Source organism: Bacillus sp. NTK034, assembly GCF_017303275.1.
In the GTDB taxonomy this organism is placed as follows: Bacteria; Bacillota; Bacilli; order Bacillales; family Cytobacillaceae; genus Cytobacillus.
In genome coordinates, this window is the sequence record NZ_JAFKOJ010000007.1 from 129,708 (window position 1) to 147,587 (window position 17,880).

The window sequence follows — 17,880 nt, forward strand, 5'->3', positions numbered from 1 at the left end:
TATTTATAAAACTTGTTAATGATTTATTAGACCCATGCGGGACTAATTATGTATTTTTAGAAACACTCTAGTAGTGATCGACTGTGCTCTTTTCCAGCACAAATTCAGTCGAACGTTACTAGAGTGTTTTTTTTTGTTTCAGCACTCATTAACTTTTTAAGGAGGAAGTTATTATGTTTGAAAAAACTACAAATTATTTTAAAAGGTATATTGCTGCAGCAAGAAGAAACAGGCTTTGCTCTAGACAGCAAGCAAAACTAGCCTGGGAAAAGACCGATCAGTTATTAGCTATTGGTAATTATGATGAAGGCGTATTTTATCTTATTCAAGACATCTCAAAATTTGGTAAAGCACTTCCTTATGATGTCATAGTTAAAGGATTTGAAATCGCACTAGGTGAGGGGGCAGCAGCATAATGGATATTAAAGCTATTCAACCAAAGGTGACCACACTCATTCAAAAGGCCTTTTCAAACCAAAAACTTACTCATGCCTATTTATTTAGCGGTGAACCTGGGGCTGGTAAAAAGGATGTCGCGTTTTGGATGGCCAAAAGATTTTTTTGTTTAAATCCTATTCACAATGAACCATGTATGAAGTGTACAGAGTGTAAAAGAATTGACTCGGCCAACCATCCAGATTTACATTTCATAGAACCTGATGGACAAAGTATAAAAATTGAGCAGATCCGCTCCTTGCAAAGAGAGTTTCACTTTAAAGGAGTTGAGTCTGATAAGAAATGCTATATCATTGAGCATGTTGATAGGATGACTGTTCAGGCAGCTAATAGCTTGTTAAAGTTTTTGGAAGAGCCCAATGGAACTTCCTTGGCAATTCTTTTAACAGAAAACAAGAATCGTATGCTTGATACGATTATATCTCGTGTACAAGTGTATAAATTTCAACAAGTTTCAAGTGAAGTTTTATATAAAAATTTATTGAATGAAGGATTAGACCCTGATGCAGCATATCTGTTATCTAATATCACTAAGAGTGTGACAAGAGGAAAAGAGTTGCTGGAAGAGGCTTGGTTCTTAAATGCTAAAAATCTATTTTTCAATACTCTAGAAGAGTTTGCTAATAACCCCTTCGGAGCTGTAGTGAAAATACAGACTGAATGGCCGGAGGTTTTTTCCGATAAGAAGAAGCAACAAGTAAGCATGCAGCTCTTTGCTATATGGTTCCAGGAGGTCCTATACTCCCAATTAGGAAGAAGGGTTTCTTTAAATGAGCATGCTCAATTGATTGAACATTTTCGAAACCATTTCCTGATTAATGACTTGGTGTCTATATTAGAAGAGGTTGTAACTGCCAAAGAGAAGTTAAGGTCTAATACTAACTATATCCTAGTATTAGAACAACTTTTGCAAAAAGCTTCATTAGCTGCCTAATTACAAACTTTTAATGATAAACATTTGAAACATATTACTGAGGAGTGCTGTTTAGTGAATTTCATAGAAAAAATGACAAATGAAGAACTAGTAAAAGAGTTTGAACGGATAATCAACAGGATTCAATACTATAGTGCGTCAGGAGAATACTCTTATAAAGATAATCTAGAAGCAGAAATTTTAAAAAGACTTAATGCGTAGTTGGAGATTGATGTGAAAACGCAAATACGCGACTTTAGAGGTGAGTTAATGAGTAATTGGAATGTCTATTTTTGCGGTCTATGTGAGGTAGACTTTGCTGTTAGTAAGAAGACTGATATGGGCGAAAGTTCTTGTCCTAAATGTGAGAGTGGAGAGGAAGTTGTTCGTATAAGTGAAGACTCTAAATAGCAAATGCGTATGTAGATGTGGTATTAGAAAAAGCCTAATTTACAAATAGGAGATGTTACTTTCTTACAAAAATGAATGGAATATGTTAAAAAACTCCCTTACTTTTTTAAGTGTAAAGGGAGTTTTTCTCTTTATAACCATAAGGGGTTTATCTTTTTAAAATGACCTCAGCTGCCTTTAAGCGAATTTCTGGAACTGCGCTATCTAACAATTCTTCAATAACCGATAGTGCCTTTTGTTCCAATGTTTCATGGATTTCATTTTTCACCTTATCCCCATGAATAACATTCATTATTATTTCATAATGCTTAGTTAAATCGGCAATTGTACCAGGGTAGCGCATAGAGCCCTTCAGCTCTTCTGGTAACTCAGAACGCAATAGTGGTTTTTTGTTAAAGAACCACTTCACACTTCTTTGATGTGGGTATCCACTTCCAGCTTTATTTTTGTCTAATAAAGGCTCATAAATATAATCACTATCAATTTCTCCGAAATAGACATCTTTTTTATTATCATCTGGTACCACTACGATATCCCCGTCATTCATAACATTTACCAATGTATTAACATTTCCAATGCCTTCTTCCCAACTATGTTGTTCTAGGAGCTGACGAATTTGACTGTAATCTAAGTTAGTTAAATTTTTTCCTACAGGATAACCTACAGCGATTCGATTGTGTTTTAAGAAATCCTGCATGTGGTTCGTTCCATGTGGAAGAGGGCGTACTAACCAAACATTAACTTTCATTTTACATATCACCTTTTTCGGAAGAATTTGTGTTCACATGTGATTACAAATTTATAATATCACATGTGAATACATGTGTAAACAAATTAATACGATAAATTTTTTAGATCAAGACCAAAAAGAAAAAATATCTGAATATAGGCCTTTGTGAATAATTAAGTTTGCTTAAATCATTTATGAAAGAAAGGATGAGTATTAAGGTAGCGTCTCTATTCAAAGTAACTCGAGAGGAAAAGTTTTATTGGATAATTATTGAATTAAATAGGGATTAAAGGTAATATTAACCTATAAACTTTCTTTTTTTACTATCCGCTCATGCGAGAGGATAACTTATCTTTTAAAAAATACGCCTCAGATGGTGATTGTTTTAATTCAATCGCGATCTGAGGCGTTTTTTATTTTTTTATAAACTTTTTAAGGAGGAATTTTGAATGTTTAAAGTTAATGGAGAGGTGCTGCAAAATACCGTCACATCATTAGTGAAAGGTGCAAAGAAAGCAAGATTGGGAGAAAAGGCTTGTTTTATTAAAACAGAAGGCAGTTTTGTTTCTTTTTATTTCAACGGAGATGATCTTCAGGTTGAGAAAAAAATTGAAGCAGAGATCACAGGAAATTTAGATATTGCTACTTCTATGTTGGAACTAGATCTAAAAGTATCAGCCCTGCCTTCGGATGAAGAAATCATTGTGGAGTTAGAAGGTAGCCTTCTAAATTTACGCTGGGGCCGATCTTCAAAAATTGCTTGTGAAACCATAGCTGAGACAGCACCGCTAATTGATATTCCGAATACAATTGAGACTGTTACCTGGGAACCTGGAATATTACATTCCTTCTCCCGTTCAATGCCACCCTTTGCAGCATTAAGCAATTCCCAAATGGCGAAAGCAAACCCTTGTCTTCAAGGTTTATATTTTGCTATGGATGATACGGGGGAAGTATTGATAAGAGCCAGCAATGGTGCTAGAGCAGTCACATTACGCTCAGAAAAAGTTAAGTGGTTTGAGGGTATGCAATTCTCAATTCCTACAGAAAGCATTTGCGGATTAGCTGATTTGTTGCCTTCAGATAGTGAAATATCTATTGGTATTAATGAGGCCAGGACGCTTTTAGTATTTCAAGCTGGATTGACAACCGCTGTGAGCAGATTATTGGCAGGGAAGTTTCCTGATATTGATCGATCTTACAGTGATAAAGATGCGGCAGGTACGAAATGGACGTTTGATCGGATGGAATTAATTGAATTATGTAGGAGGGCCAGACGTTTGGCACCAAGTCGCCCGGTCATTACTTTTAGAACAGAAGGAGCTAAAACAAAAATTGATTTAGAGAGTATTCTGACTCAGCAGCTCGGAGCAATGTGTGAGGGTGAACAGTTTGAGTTCGCGGTTAACGCTGAATATGTTGAGTTAGCAGCAAGTTTATTCCGAACAGAGGAAATTTTAATTCTGTTTAAGGATAAAACTTCTCCGCTTACCATCGCCTGTGAACAAACGGATCACATTCGAGCACTTGTTGGGCAAATGCAGAAATAATCTGAAGGGGGTGAAAAGCACTGCGCTATTTTGCGTGGTGCTTTTTCTATTATGACAAAAATGTTCTATACCAATAAGGGAATCGATTTTAAAACCAATTCACTGAAAGCTGAGCTTACGAAAAATGAATGTTTATCTTGTTCAAATAATCATGAACTTCGGTTTAGTTTTACCGTAACAAATAGAAATGGGGAAGAAAAGACTCATTATAGAACCACAAATCCACTTTCTTGGCACCATCAGGTAAAGTATGCAAATAAAGAGCTCGTGGATAATCCCGCTGTAAGTGCTTTAAATGAGTGGGGTTTTAATATAGATGGTGGTTCAATTGGGCGCGTGCAAAAAGTCTTAAATGCTAAATTGAAAAAATTCCATTGGAATAGTAAATCCTTAGAGGATGTTAAGGATTCAGAAAGGTATAAAAGAGCCTTAGGTTTAGTGGAAAGTCAATATGGTGGCATCTTATCAGATGGAAAGCAATTAGCCCCATATCAAAAAGAAGGGGCCGCCCTTATGATTGCGAATCAAAGACTTTTCCTGTGCTTTGACATGGGGCTGGGTAAAACTTTGACATCATTAGTTGGAGCAACTGCTAATCCGGATAATGACAAGATATTAATTATCAGCATGAGTCGTAACTTAAATGACTGGATCCGTGAAATAAAGGTACTCGGTTTGGAAGATGAGTATATACAACTTAAAAACCCTGCAGATCTTCACTCATCAAAGAGGATTCATATTGTCAGTTATGAAAAATGGTCTCAGGGAAGAATTGTGTTTGCAACAATAAAGCATGAATCCTGTCCGACTTGTACAAGTGCTTTGAACTTTAATGAAAACATGCAATATTGCCATATTTGCAAAGAAAAAGCGTTACAGCAAAGTGAGCGCTATTCGATGGATAGACTCCCGGTAAAATGCCCTTGCTGCCATAATGAGTGGAAGAATAAAACACTCTTTTGTGAATGTGGATTTACAGTTATTAAAGAGCGAAAAAAGCCTTTATCCTCCTACTTTCATAGAGGATATGATGCCGCTATTGTAGACGAGGGCCACTATCTAAAAAATGGAGATTCTCAAAGGAGCAAGTCAGTCGTTCGTAGAGTGAAAACTAAACGGAGGACAATATTGACAGGCACTCCAGCAGAAAATGGATCTTCAGATCTTTTTTGGCAGTTAGTTTGGTTAACAGGTTGTGGTTCTCATTTTGAGGATCCTCTCTTCCGTGAACCTTTTCAAGGACATGGGAAAGTAGGGGAAGAACACTTTGGGGTTTATTACGGTGGGGGCCATGCCAAGACTTTGCTTGAGACAGATTCTATTCAATCACGTGTTTCTCATCAAGAGGAATTATGGAATCTATTAGATACCTTAATGCTAAGAAAGACCAAACAAGACAAAGACGTTAATTCTTATATAAAGGTCCCTAAGCCAAAACATATTCGTAGGCATCTGGACATGATTAAAGCTGATAAAGATCTATATGATAATATCCTCAATCAATTCAAAGAGTGGTATAAACAGGAGCTTGCAAAAAGGGAGGCCGCGGAATTTAGAGGCGAAAAATATAAAATCAATGCCATACAGGTCTGTTCGTGGTTAACAAAGCTTCGTCAAGCAGCGAGCTGTCCATGGACATTCGAGGAATACAAGCCTTCTAAGACAGAGCAGCCTACCAAAATTAGATATCTAATCGATAAAGCAAAAAACTATCTAAGAACAGGGAAGAAAATGCTGGTCTTTACTTCTCACAAAGCAACGGCCGAACAATTAGGTGTCCTCTTAGATGAAATACTGCCTGGTAAGTCTGCAGGATATATTCATGGCTCTGTTGATATGAAGTACCGGTTTGAACTGATGAATCGATTTCAAGATCCAAATGGTAATCTATCAATTTTAATCATGACGACCAAAACTGGAGCCGAGTCCTACACGTTAACTGAAGCGCGTGCTGTCTTCTTGTATGATTTAGAATTTAACTCAAAGAAGATCGAGCAATGTTATTCACGTGCTGTCAGATGGGGGCAGCATTTTGAAGTAGATATTCATTGGCTAATTTCTGTCGGGACTATAGATGCCAATATGCACGGGCTGGTTTTGTCCAAGCAATCAGGTGTTGACCTGGCCATTGATCGTAAAGAATTAGATTTTAAAGAAATCGCTAAGGAATTTGAAGGTGACGAGGGTATAGAGCCAGATGAAATTGACTATGAGGCTTTTGCTACTGACATGTTATCTTCAGGCACCAAAAGAGAAGAAATCTTTGTTTCATAATAACATAATTTTTAGGAGGAAGTATAATGGAACCCATTTTTAATCCAGCTTCAGAAAAACTAATTATTGAGTGGATTGAGAGTAAAAAGGGGGAATCACCCAAGCGTCATTATTACGAAAAAAAACCTCTAAAACTTCAATTTCATCCTAAGGAGAGGAGTAAGTTAGTGCGTGCATACTTTACAGGCGAGATGCCTGCCTGGCTAAAACGCTATGCTGATCATCATACCTTTAAAGTGCAAGCACTGTCACAAGAGGGAAAGTCTGGTTGGTGGATTGCAAGATGGGGTGGTTTTTTAGAGAATCCTTTATCATCGCCAACCATAAAGGGGGCCATCGGACAACTGTTGGAACAAGTTCCAAATGTTTGTGCGGACTTAAAAGAAAAAATTAATGATAATCTTCAAGTTATTGAAAATAACCTGTTGACTGATCCTGCTGCTTTTCAATCTTTTGGTTTATACTTTGAACCTGAAACCTGTGAAAAGGAAGGTGGATGTCTTCTGATAGAAGAGGACGTCATACCCATAAGACAAGAAAGTGATACGGATGAAGACTATAAGAATCGAATTGAAGCAGAGGGTAAATTAGCGGAGTTGGTGTGGGAAATTACATTGCCATTGCCAGATTCTTTATCTTTAGCGGATAACATAGAGCACTTAGAAGAAATTGATATAGAAATAGATGAAAATGAGGAAGTTATTGAAATAACAGAGAACGAAGAAGTGATTGACTTAGATTCCCTTGATGTTGAATCTATAGAATTTCCAACTTTAGAGGAAGTTGTAGAGGATTTTTATCAGGGAGAAGTTGTATTGTTGGATGATGAGGAGATTATTCCATTGGAAGAAGAAGAAGTAGTCATAAATACTGCTAAAAGTGAACAGACTAACGAAATTGAGGAAGTCGGTGATTTTTCCGATGAGATGATTGAAGAAGATATCATTGAAGAAGAAGAAACGTCACCACCAATAGAAGAATTTATTGGAAATACTGATAGTACTCCATCTTATAATGGAAAAGTGATAGAGCGAGATGACAAAAAATCAAAAGTCTTGGCTGGTCAAACGTTACTATTTTAGTTGTGAAAAGTATATTTACCTGCACATTTATTGATAAACTTGGATAACTTTGCTAATATAAGGGTATATATTCTTTTGATTTTTTTATCTTTTTCCATGCGGAAGAAGAGCTTGTTGTTTTACTTTTAAGCTCCAATTCAGGAGATGCGTATATACTTAATTACTGTAAACAGTTCAAATAATATTCAAGCCCATTAGGGAAGTGATGCAATTTGCGATCATTTCCTTAATGGGCTTTTTTATATATAAGCTTAACTTTTTTAAGGAGGAAGAAAAATGATTAATGGTGTACATGCAATTCTGATCTTTGTTGGAATTATTGTCGCAATTGGGATGCTTCCTGTATTTACCGAAGCAGCATACGAAAGAAAAGCCAGGAAATGGAACACGCCGCAGCAGTTTACTTGGGATGTGAATATGCAGCCGGTATCCATTCAAACCCCATCCGTTCAAACTTCTTTATTTGAAGATGATAGCGATTATGGGGATTTGATCCGAGAAGCAGCTATATCTACCATTGGACCTGAAAAGCCGGAAACAACATCGGATATCCCGGTATTCTCAGCTGATAGCTTTAACCCAGAGGTAGAATACAGTATCCCTACAGAGGATACTTTAGCAAATGTTGATAAGCTAATTGCGCTGACATCTGAAGAAGATAGCGAAGACCTTGCAGAGATTTATGAAAGCATGCACAATCTGGTGAATTTTGAACAAGTAAACGTCTTTACAGATGAACATCCCGCGCAGGAGAGTGTTCTACCTGACAATCAGTTTAGAGCTATTTCTAAAAAATACGGAGATAAAGTAGCCAGGATGATTACAGCTACTCCCTCTAACACCATGATTGAAGGGATACATACCATGATTGGGAAAGTAGATGTAAACGATTATGGGTTTACATTAAAGTACGGAGACCATTCGGTTGAGATGGTAGGCCCTAAGGTCCCTCGATATTACGGGGATGTCGTTTTAGTATCAGGACATTTTGTTACAGCGGACAAGTTTCATGTTGAAGAATACTTGGACCCTGAATTGGAGGCTCTTGGTTATCACCAAGATAATGAGGATAATGCAACAGCTGCAGTGATGTAATGAGAAAGGGAAAAGATACTTTGGTATCTGTTTCCCTCTCTATGTTTTCATAGCGATGAAGATATAGAGAGGGGTGCAGATAGACTTACTTTGAAGGGGATTGTCGATTTTTTTTAAAAAAATTATGGAAATTTTACTAAAACATAGTGCAAAAGGAATATTTTGTATTATAATGTTGATAGTTTCATAAAAAAATAGAGAAAAATTTTTTAAAAAAATGGAGATTTAATAAGATAATCCGTTCGGGTAGGCAAAAAGCACTAAAATTATTAAGGAGGATTTGCAAAGTGTCTAATATTAATACTTTTTTGCTGCAAAATGCATCGCTAGCAAACAAGCTATCGAACGAGCTATTATCTGATCACGATTTACAAAGCTTTTTTAATTTCAACTCAGAAGGTACTGTTTACCTTCATACCCGTAATTACAAGTTAATCAAAATTAGTATCGAGACTTGCGATGGACTAAAGAGTTTCAAAATCCGTCAATCCGAAAAATATCCAAAAGTTAATAAAAGTATTGAAAATAACGTGAATGGGAAATCGTTTTATAATTTCGTGAAACTATTAGCCCATCTTATTAAATACAGTAATGACGACTTTCAGGATAAAGTAACCAGCTTTTCGTACACAAGGGACGAAGATAGTGGATTGTTAACCTCACTTCGCAAGACATTGATTCCGAACTAAAAGACGAATAATAGGATATTACAGGAGGTCGTTATGGATAATAAAACTAATATTAAATCGTACCAGAAAGAAAACGTCGCATTGGCTCAACAAATCAAGTTAGAACTATCGAATGACTTGGAGTATAAAAGGAAGTTCACACAAACGTTAGAAGGTACTTTCAGTTTTCATACTCGAAACTATTCATTACAGAGAATGAATTACGAGGTTCCAGATAAAGAAATTATGGTGGATGGGCAAGGTATTGACCCGAAGGAGCAGAATGATAAAGCACTGCTGGATGAATCACAATATAAATTATTTATTACTCTTGTAATCCAAAACCTAAGGTATAACCATGAGTTTCTGGGGAATACAACCCTTTATTATACCTATAAGGCAGATAATGAATTGGGGAAAGTATTTACCGTTCATTTCAATCGCGACATGACACGCCATTTCGGAAACAGATAATATAAGAATATATTGACATAAATGTAAGATTCTTATAGAATCATAGTAGAAATTAAATATTGAAATAAAAGCGGAAGAACCGCATTCAGGCTTGAAACCTGTTTGTGTGTTCTTCCGTTTTTTTTGTTTAAGGGAGGTGAAAGAATGAACTTTTATAGCTTGTTTAATAACATTGCGTATTTAGGTAGTATAACTAACAGCATTTACACAACGAATCAAAGTAATAATCTATACAGTGCTGTAAAGAAAATTGTTGAGTTAGTAGGCGGTATTGGCGGTTTGTTGTTTACTTTAGCCATATTAATTATTACGTTGTTCATTATTTTTGGATCAATAAGTGCTGCAAAGATGCGTACTGTTTGGATCTCATTAATTAGCTGCTGCTGTGGCGCCTTTGTTTTTTACGCGGCCTATTATCTATCAGATACTATTGCAGGTATAGCAGCAAAGTAAGGGAGGGGTGGAGTTATCCACTCTTCTTTTTTAAAGGAGGTATGAACATTTGGAAATTATCGTACCCATCGATCTGACCGAAGAAGAGAAAGAAATCTTAGCAATCTTTTCGAAAAGACAGTTCATGATTGTATTTCCTACTATATTTTTAGCTTTAGCTAACTTCGTATTTGGTAATATCCCCTTTGTTGTAGGGATTCTAGATGGGATTTTACGTTTTACCTTATCTGTCTTTATGCTCGGAACAGCAATTGCCCTTGCTTATGTAAAACTTGATAAATATGAGATGTATTTATCAGAGTTTATCCTTGTCAAAATTAAATATCATCGATCTCAAAAAATCTATCATCCCTAAAAAGGAGGGGTAAAATGTTTAATATTTTCATTATGATCTCCACTGTTTTTACTCTTTCTGTTTTAGGTTTTTTGGCTGTTGCAAAAAAGAGAATGGATAATAATGAGCCGATTGCTGGATGGAAAAGAAAACAATATCTAAAAGAGCAACAGGAAGCGGAAAACGGTTACTCAGAGGTTGCTGATAAAAAATCTAAACCAGAGAAACCAAGCGGAGAGTCGCTTAAAGATCTAATTGGATTAAAGGACATTAAGTATGGAATCTTCGAAAAGTCAAAAAATGAGTACTCTCTAATTATTGCCACTGATTTTGTTAACTTTGACCTTCTTAATGCGAGCGAACGCCAGAGTATTATCTTAGGGTATCAATCATTATTTCGAGTCATAAATTTTCCTGTCCAAATTTTAGGTCAAGCTGTAAGGCAAGATCTAAGAAAAGAGGAAGTTCGATTCAAGGAAAATTTAGAAGCTGTCAATCCCCAAACTAGAGAATACAACGAGCGGGTTATTAGCCATATAAAATCCCGTACGATAAATGACTTCCGATTAACAAGAAACGTTTTTTACGTTGTGAGCTACATATATGAACCGTCTAAAATGGGGAAATTAACCGCTGCCCAAAAAGAGAGGAAAATTGCTGAAACCCTTTATCAACAGGCGGTTATTGTTCAAAAAATGTTAGCCAGAGCAAAAATTGAAAGTGAAATTTTGGATTCTTTGGAAGCGATGGAAGTTTTAAAGAGAGCTTTGAACCGCGACCGTATGTTGGTTCATCCAATTGAATCTGTTGTCCAAAATGGTAAAGAAAAAATCACTAGTTTTATTACAGCAGATCCTACAACTTTACCGGGATTTGATGAATTAGTTCAAGATATAGGGGAGGTTATGGATAACTATGAAACTGTTCAAGAAGAAACAGCTGGAGTCTCCGAAGCCAGTTAATAACGATAAAGAATTATCGTTTCCTTCCTTAATAGATAATGCTTTAAATGATGGAGTAACTTTTTTAGATGATTATTTCACCATTCAATCAGGGTTAGGGAATATCAAATATGGCAGAACCATTTTTGTGAAACCAAGTGGTTATCCCAGAACAGTTCGTATTAATTGGCTAGAAGGATTATTTATGGGAAATGACATTGATGTATCGGTGCTAGTTGAACCATTCCATCGTACCGAGGCAGTAAGGAAGTTGAAAAATAAGATAGACCAGCTTGAAACGGTATTCCACTCTGCTGCTAAAAATGAGAATGGTGCAAGAATGGAAGAATCCATGCAAAAACTTCAAGATAGTAAGTTTTTAAGGGACCAAATCCGTAACAATCAAAACGGACTATACTATGCAAGTATTACAGCTACGGTTTATGCAGATTCACTTACTGAGTTGAACCAAAAATGTGTTGATGTCGAGACCACATTGGGTGGTGAATCTATTGAGTTAATTAATGCTTATGGCCGGCAAAGGGAAGGATTTCTTTGTACGTTGCCTCTTGGAAATAATTTTTTAGCTAACACCTCTCGAAATCTAGATCAAACTGCTTTAACTGCCATCTTCCCACACACCTCTTCTAAACTAAACCACACCGGTGGGATGCCTATTGGTGTGTATGGTAACGAATACGTTTATTACAACAACTTTGATAAGAAACTGAACAATTATAATGTGGGCATTTTTGGGGAGTCTGGAGCCGGTAAGGGTGTTTTTGTTAAGCAAATTATTGGCCGTGGCTTCAGTGATGGAATAAATAGAGTTGTGATTTTTGATGTTGAGCCTGAATACACAGGATTGACTCGTGCATTAGGTGGATGTGTCATCGAATTAAGGTCCGACACCTATAAAGGAAAAAGCAGCAGAATCAACCCATTAGATATATATGTTGAAAAAGAAGTAATAAACAAAAATACAGAAGATGAATACATCCAGGAAAAAGTAAACATTAATGAAAAGGTTAAAGAAGCCATCGAGTTTTTTAAAGTTATGAAAGAAGCTGCCACTGGGGTAGCAGGTGCAAGCTTAACTCCTACAGAGTTAGGAATTCTAGATGAAATACTAAATCTACTCTATCACGACAAGGGAATTACAGAAGACCCGGAATCCCTGTTTATACAGCAACAAGAAGTAGATGAGCAAGGAAACATTATCTGGCTTAAGAAATATGTTGAGATGCCAACCATTTCCGACGTCCTACATGAAATTGAAAAGAGGATGAAGGAAGGAACCCCTAATCTAGAGGAGTTAAAAAGCGTTATCACTCTTTTTACGGCTGGGCGGGCATTTGGAATGTTTGATGGCCAAACGGAATTAATTACGGAGCATGATGTTGATTTGGATACTGCACCAATTATCTGCTTTGATATCTCACGGCTATCTTCGAATGGAATTGAGAGACCCTTAGCGCAACATGTTCTAAATATTTGGACCTGGAATCGTTTTATTAAAAATGATCCTAAAACAAAAAAGCGGGTAGTGGCCGATGAGTTCTGGATGCAGCTAAAGTATCCTAGTATGTTGGAGTTCTTTAAACTTTTGTCTGCGAGGGGACGGAAATGGAATGTAAGTATGACCATCGTTTCTCAGCGTTATGAAATGTTCCATCGCAGTCAAGAAGCACAGGATATTATTGCTCAATTAAATACAGTGGCTTTCCTAAAACAGTCAGACCAAGACATAGAGCCTATACTTGAGACCTTCCGCTTTTCAGAAGAGGTTGGCCAAATGATACGAACTGCAGATACAGGGGATGTGCTTTTAAAAGCGGGTAAGGAGATCGTTTATTTTCGGAGTGAGCCGACTCCTGATGAATGGGTTTACCTCAACACGAATCAAAATATCAGTGTTGGAAGTTAAGTGAGGTAGGTAATGAAAAAGAATATCCTATTATCTCTCCTGATATTTTGCATTCTTAGTTCCATTGTTCCTCCTTCTGCTTTAGCTGAATCAAAGACAAGTGGGAATTCAGATCTCGTTCCTTCTTACACTTGGTCATGCGGAAACCCATTAATTGATGAGAAGGTAAATGAAAAGATTAAAGACTTCAAAGAAAACGATGCCAATATGGCAGAAAAGTTTATGGTAAGCCAGGTGGAAAACATGTTTAACATCGGAGGAATTGCCGGACTGAACACTTTGGTCTTTGGTAATCCCTACTGCGTTTGGATGGATAAAAATGACACTCTTTCTAATGATGGTATTTTTACGGTCAAGGAAAGAGAGAAAATTATTGATCCTATGCTTAAATTGTTTGCCGGTGCCTATGTTGCGATATTGACACTTGCGATTCTACTTTCTGCATTAAAGCTAGGCTTTAATTCCATGAATCCTCAATCGAGGGCTGATTTTTGGCAGGATTCTAAAATGTGGATGGTCTCTGCATTATTCATGGTGTTTTTTACTCAGTTTACCAATATCATTTTCGGTTTGAATACAGCTGTCATTATTGGAATTAAGGATGTTTTAACCAAAAGCGGTGTTGAAATCGACGGAGTTTCTATTATTTCCGGTTTCGAGGATATGAAAAATGTATTTGGTGTAATGTCACTGATTATTACTTTTTTAGCTGAATGGATTTTGTCAGCAATCCTGAACTTTGTCTATATATCTAGAAAAATCATTATTCTTGTCCTTTTGGTTATGGGACCAATTGCAGCATATTCATTGATGTTCAATAAGTCCAGAGGATTTTTCGGTGTATGGACCAAAGAATTAATCGGAAATACATTCCTCCAATCTATCCATGCCATTGTGTTATTCGCTTTTGCTTCCTTCTCAGCTCTCGGAGCAGGAGTAATTATGAAGTTAGGGTTAATGATGATGTTCATCCCTGTTAGTGGGATGATTTCAAAATGGTTAAACATTGGAGATTCTTCTACTAAACTTGGACAAGCTCTAACCATGACAGGATTAGGCGGTATTATGACTACCATGATGGTAGCAAATCAGGCTGGGAACATCATTAGAGGAGGAAACCTTTCAACCTTTGGATCTAATTCAACGCTTGCTTCATCTGAAAACAGTTTAATAAATGCTGGTGGCGGAAGTGATTCACAGTCCACAAGGATATCTTCATTAGCCACTGGATCAAACTCCTCTTCTTGGCAAGCAGTTAAGAAAGGAACCGGAGCAGTAGGTGCATTCATTGGTGGTGCCGCTGGAGCTGTGACGATGAACCCCCTAGGAATCATGGCCGGTGCAAAAGCTGGACAGAAGGTTGCGGAAGGTGTGCTACAAGGTTCCAGAGGAACAGCTGCAGGATTGATGAACACATTTAGTACTGTAAAAGAAGCAGCTGCCTACAGCGGCGCTGATGGGGCTGGTTTCAGAGCCTTTATGGGTAACCTCGACCGAAGAAGAGAATTTGCAGGAAATCTTGGTGAGTCTCTAGGGAGTATGACAGGGTCACAAGCATTAAGCCAGATGGGAAGAAGAATTGGCCATGGGCTAAGCGGTGTGTCCAGAAATGATTTAACGCATGCTTCTCCAGCTATAGGAGGGGCAGGTGGCCAGACGTGGGAACAGATTTCTAAGCTAAACCCCGGGGCAGAGGTAATGAATGTCCAAACAAATCGATCATCAGCCTTTTATATGAAGGATCAAAGTGGGCAATGGTCTCAAGTAGGGATTAAGGGAGCAGCAGATTCAACTCTGAAAAACGGTTCAGTCAGAGCCACTTCTTTTAGATTGGGAAATGCACAACAAGGGGTTCCCCAACTGCAACCTAACGGGAGTTATCGTCTATCTAATGGTACACAAGGTTTCAATAGTGGGATGAATACCAATAGCGGAGGCACTACCACTATGACTTCCAATATAACAGCTAATGCACCAGGGGCAGCCATGGGGCCAGGAATTATGAGAGCTGACTCGATACAAGCTTCAGGAGGCATTCAACCGATTAATACAGGAAGTACATTCAGTCCCGCTTCAAGCGCAGGTATTCAAAATACAGGCAGTACCCTCGTTTCCGTTCCAAGTGCAGGGATTCAAGAGAGTCCTAATCATGCTGCAGGAATCCCAACAGGTGGTGGCTTTGAGGGGAGTCCTCAAAATACAACAGTAGGCCTACCAGGATCAACTCCTTATCTTATGAGAACGGGCAACTCTTATATTGTAGGAGGAGGAAACCGGGACGGCATAATTGACCAATCTACTTTAGTGACGGCGCAATCCCCTAATCGGATTGTCGATTCTACTTTTGACGCTTCGAAAATAAATCCTGATGCGTATGTTGCCTATTCAGCGCTTAATCATAATGCGAATACAGGCAGTGACCGGATGGCAGAGACATTAAATAGAACTCAGAGCACCATGAAGAGTGCGACTGGGTGGGTCGTGAGTGGTACTAGAGGAAAAAAAGTGAACGAAAGAAGAAGAGAAATCGTATAACACATACGATTTTCTCTTCCTTTAATGATGGGAGGTGAATCCATGAAGAAAATCATAATCCTTTTAATATTTATCCTTACATTTGCGAATACACCAGCTCTGGCCAATTCAAATGATTCGCAAAGCTGCGGGAAAGAAATATATAACGATTCAACAAAAGAAAAAATTGAAAAGTATAAAGAAGAGGATGCATCCCTCGTTGAGTCGTATACGATTGATTTTATCAATTCAGCCTTAGGAGTTGCTGGGATAAATTCATTATCGACTTTAGTATTTGGTAATCCTCATTGTATCTGGAATGACACCAGTGACTCTACTCTTGTGTATGGAATTTTTACTCAGAAGGAATTTGACAAAATTATTACCCCTCTCATTGATTATATCAAAAGTGTTTTTTCAATCATTTTACTATTATCCATGCTTATATCATCTCTGAAACTTGCATTCAGTGGAGTAGGGGGCGCTCAAAGATCAGAGTTCTGGGAGAAGGTAAAAATGTGGTTGGTTGTTACCGTCTTTATCTATTCTTTTGATCTTATAATCGAAACTCTTTTCTCCCTGAATGCAGGTATTTTAAGCGGTTTTAAAGGATTAATGGATTCTCATGGATTAAAATTTGATTCCCTTAGCATGATGACAAGCAATTCGAAATTCACCTTTACGGATATAGTAGTCTTTTTTGCTGAATGGATTTTAGCTCTTTTTATGAATTTCATTTATATCTTTAGAAAGATTATGATTCTTATGCTGCTGATCCTGGGCCCGGTTGCCGGAATGTCTTTATTTTTTAGTTCTACGAGTAAGATGTTCAATTCGTGGGTGAGAGATTTAATTGGCATAGTCTTTCTGCAAAGTTTTCATGGACTATTACTAACTATTTTTCTGCTATTTTCCACACTGTTAAGCGGAGTGAATGGAACCGTTTTTAAAATGGTCATGTTAATTATGTTCATCCCATTAACGAGTATGATCACTTCTTGGCTCCATCTTTCAGATGCGAGTTCAGCTATGGAAAAGACAGGAATGATGGGTGTTAAAACATTAGCCACAGCAGCTGCTCTTTCTAAATATATGAAGAATGCGTCAGCCCTTCAACGAAATAATATTAGTCAACAAGGACGGACTAAAATTAGTGCTTTAGCGGATGGGAAAAATTCGAAACTATGGAGTGGGATGAAAAAAGGAGTTGGAGGTTTAGGTGGAGTGATTGGAGGGACTGCGGGCTTGGCATTGGGTCCATCGGGAGCGATGTTGGGAATGAAAGCAGGAAGTGGATTAGCCGGCGGTCTTCTTCAAGGTTCACGAAATGTTGCAGCTTTTGGGGTTAATTCTAAAGGGTTGATTGGTGAGCTAAAAGATAATGGCGGCATAAAAAATACCTTTAGCGATATTGGGAAGCGGAAAGAGTTTTTCGGCAATCTCGGTGAAACAGCTGGGGCATTGGTTGGAAAAGGGGAAGCAGGAAGAAATATAGGACATGCATTAAGTGGGGTTTCTAGGAGTCGTTTGCTTAATTCACAAGAGCAAGGCGGATTTGGTGGGCTTAGTCTAGACCGGTTAAAAGATATGTATCCTGGGGCAGATTTGAAATGGATCCAAGATAACAAAGGCAGTGGCCTGTATATGGATAAAGGTAACGAAAACTTTGAAAGAATTAGTCCATTAGGAGAAGCAGATCCTTCATTGAAAAATGGATCGTTTAGGGAAATCGGTTACCGCTTCAATTCTCCTGAAGGACTGAAACCCAATGGAGCTGGGGGGTATTCTCTACCTCAAAACCCGCTAAACAATTCGACCGGATATTTACAGCAAACCACCGGTGCCATGTTAGGCGGCCCGAATAATTATAGATTGGTTGATTCATCTTTCGATACATCCCGGGTCAATCCGGATAGCTACTTCCAGGCAGGTTTAATAGATAGAAATAATCACCCGATTAGTCAGTCAACTGGTGATAGAGTAGCAGACGGAATACAAAAAATAGGAGGATGGATTCCTGCTAATCAAAACCGGCATAAAGGATTCTCTTAAGAAAGG

14 protein-coding genes are annotated in these 17,880 nt (G+C 37.7%); 13 read left to right on the top strand and 1 reads right to left on the bottom strand.

Annotated features, from left to right (window positions below; genetic code table 11):
* The first annotated feature begins 173 nt into the window (after positions 1-173).
* Both JI665_RS19325 and holB read left to right on the top strand, forming a co-directional pair.
* Entirely contained in the window at positions 174-416 is a 243-nt protein-coding gene (locus JI665_RS19325; protein WP_035332918.1) for a hypothetical protein, read from the top strand.
* On the top strand, positions 416-1,390 hold the full coding sequence (holB, locus tag JI665_RS19330; RefSeq protein ID WP_206842976.1) for a DNA polymerase III subunit delta': 975 nt from the start codon (positions 416-418) through the stop codon (positions 1,388-1,390). Before JI665_RS19325 ends, holB begins: the two co-directional genes overlap by 1 nt.
* Positions 1,391-1,928: 538 nt before the next feature.
* Here the strand turns inward: holB and JI665_RS19335 are convergent.
* A complete protein-coding gene (locus JI665_RS19335) occupies positions 1,929-2,528 on the bottom strand; it encodes a restriction endonuclease (protein WP_035332915.1) in 600 nt (199 codons plus the stop codon).
* 431 nt (positions 2,529-2,959) lie between these two features.
* Between JI665_RS19335 and JI665_RS19340 the strand changes: the two genes are divergently transcribed.
* The 11 genes from JI665_RS19340 (at position 2,960) to JI665_RS19390 (ending at position 17,874) form a co-directional block, all read left to right on the top strand.
* The gene (locus tag JI665_RS19340; RefSeq protein ID WP_206842978.1) at positions 2,960-4,060 is read left to right on the top strand and encodes a hypothetical protein; all 1,101 of its coding nucleotides are present in this window, start codon (positions 2,960-2,962) and stop codon (positions 4,058-4,060) included.
* 51 nt (positions 4,061-4,111) lie between these two features.
* Positions 4,112-6,334 (top strand): DEAD/DEAH box helicase, encoded by a 2,223-nt coding sequence (locus tag JI665_RS19345; RefSeq protein ID WP_244671257.1) that lies wholly within the window; start codon positions 4,112-4,114, stop codon positions 6,332-6,334.
* A gap of 26 nt (positions 6,335-6,360) precedes the next feature.
* A complete protein-coding gene (locus JI665_RS19350) occupies positions 6,361-7,416 on the top strand; it encodes a hypothetical protein (RefSeq protein ID WP_206842980.1) in 1,056 nt (351 codons plus the stop codon).
* 276 nt (positions 7,417-7,692) lie between these two features.
* The gene (locus JI665_RS19355) at positions 7,693-8,511 is read left to right on the top strand and encodes a hypothetical protein (protein WP_206842981.1); all 819 of its coding nucleotides are present in this window, start codon (positions 7,693-7,695) and stop codon (positions 8,509-8,511) included.
* A gap of 722 nt (positions 8,512-9,233) precedes the next feature.
* Positions 9,234-9,653 carry a hypothetical protein gene (locus JI665_RS19360; protein ID WP_071158791.1) on the top strand — a complete coding sequence of 140 codons (420 nt, stop codon included), beginning with the start codon at positions 9,234-9,236 and terminating at the stop codon, positions 9,651-9,653.
* Between the two features lie 144 nt (positions 9,654-9,797).
* Positions 9,798-10,106, top strand: coding sequence for a hypothetical protein (locus JI665_RS19365; RefSeq protein WP_071158789.1), 309 nt, complete (start codon positions 9,798-9,800; stop codon positions 10,104-10,106).
* Positions 10,107-10,155: 49 nt separating this feature from the next.
* Complete coding sequence (locus JI665_RS19370) at positions 10,156-10,461, top strand: PrgI family mobile element protein (RefSeq protein WP_071158787.1); 306 nt, start codon at positions 10,156-10,158, stop codon at positions 10,459-10,461.
* 14 nt (positions 10,462-10,475) lie between these two features.
* Positions 10,476-11,402 (top strand): hypothetical protein, encoded by a 927-nt coding sequence (locus JI665_RS19375; RefSeq protein ID WP_071158785.1) that lies wholly within the window; start codon positions 10,476-10,478, stop codon positions 11,400-11,402.
* Positions 11,356-13,308: a VirB4 family type IV secretion system protein gene (locus JI665_RS19380; RefSeq protein ID WP_139266874.1), complete on the top strand. Its 1,953-nt coding sequence runs from the start codon at positions 11,356-11,358 to the stop codon at positions 13,306-13,308. Before JI665_RS19375 ends, JI665_RS19380 begins: the two co-directional genes overlap by 47 nt.
* A 12-nt stretch (positions 13,309-13,320) precedes the next feature.
* Entirely contained in the window at positions 13,321-15,843 is a 2,523-nt protein-coding gene (locus JI665_RS19385; protein ID WP_206842982.1) for a hypothetical protein, read from the top strand.
* Positions 15,844-15,885: 42 nt separating this feature from the next.
* Positions 15,886-17,874, top strand: a complete 1,989-nt coding sequence (locus JI665_RS19390) for a hypothetical protein (protein WP_206842983.1) — start codon at positions 15,886-15,888, stop codon at positions 17,872-17,874.
* Positions 17,875-17,880 lie beyond the last annotated feature (6 nt).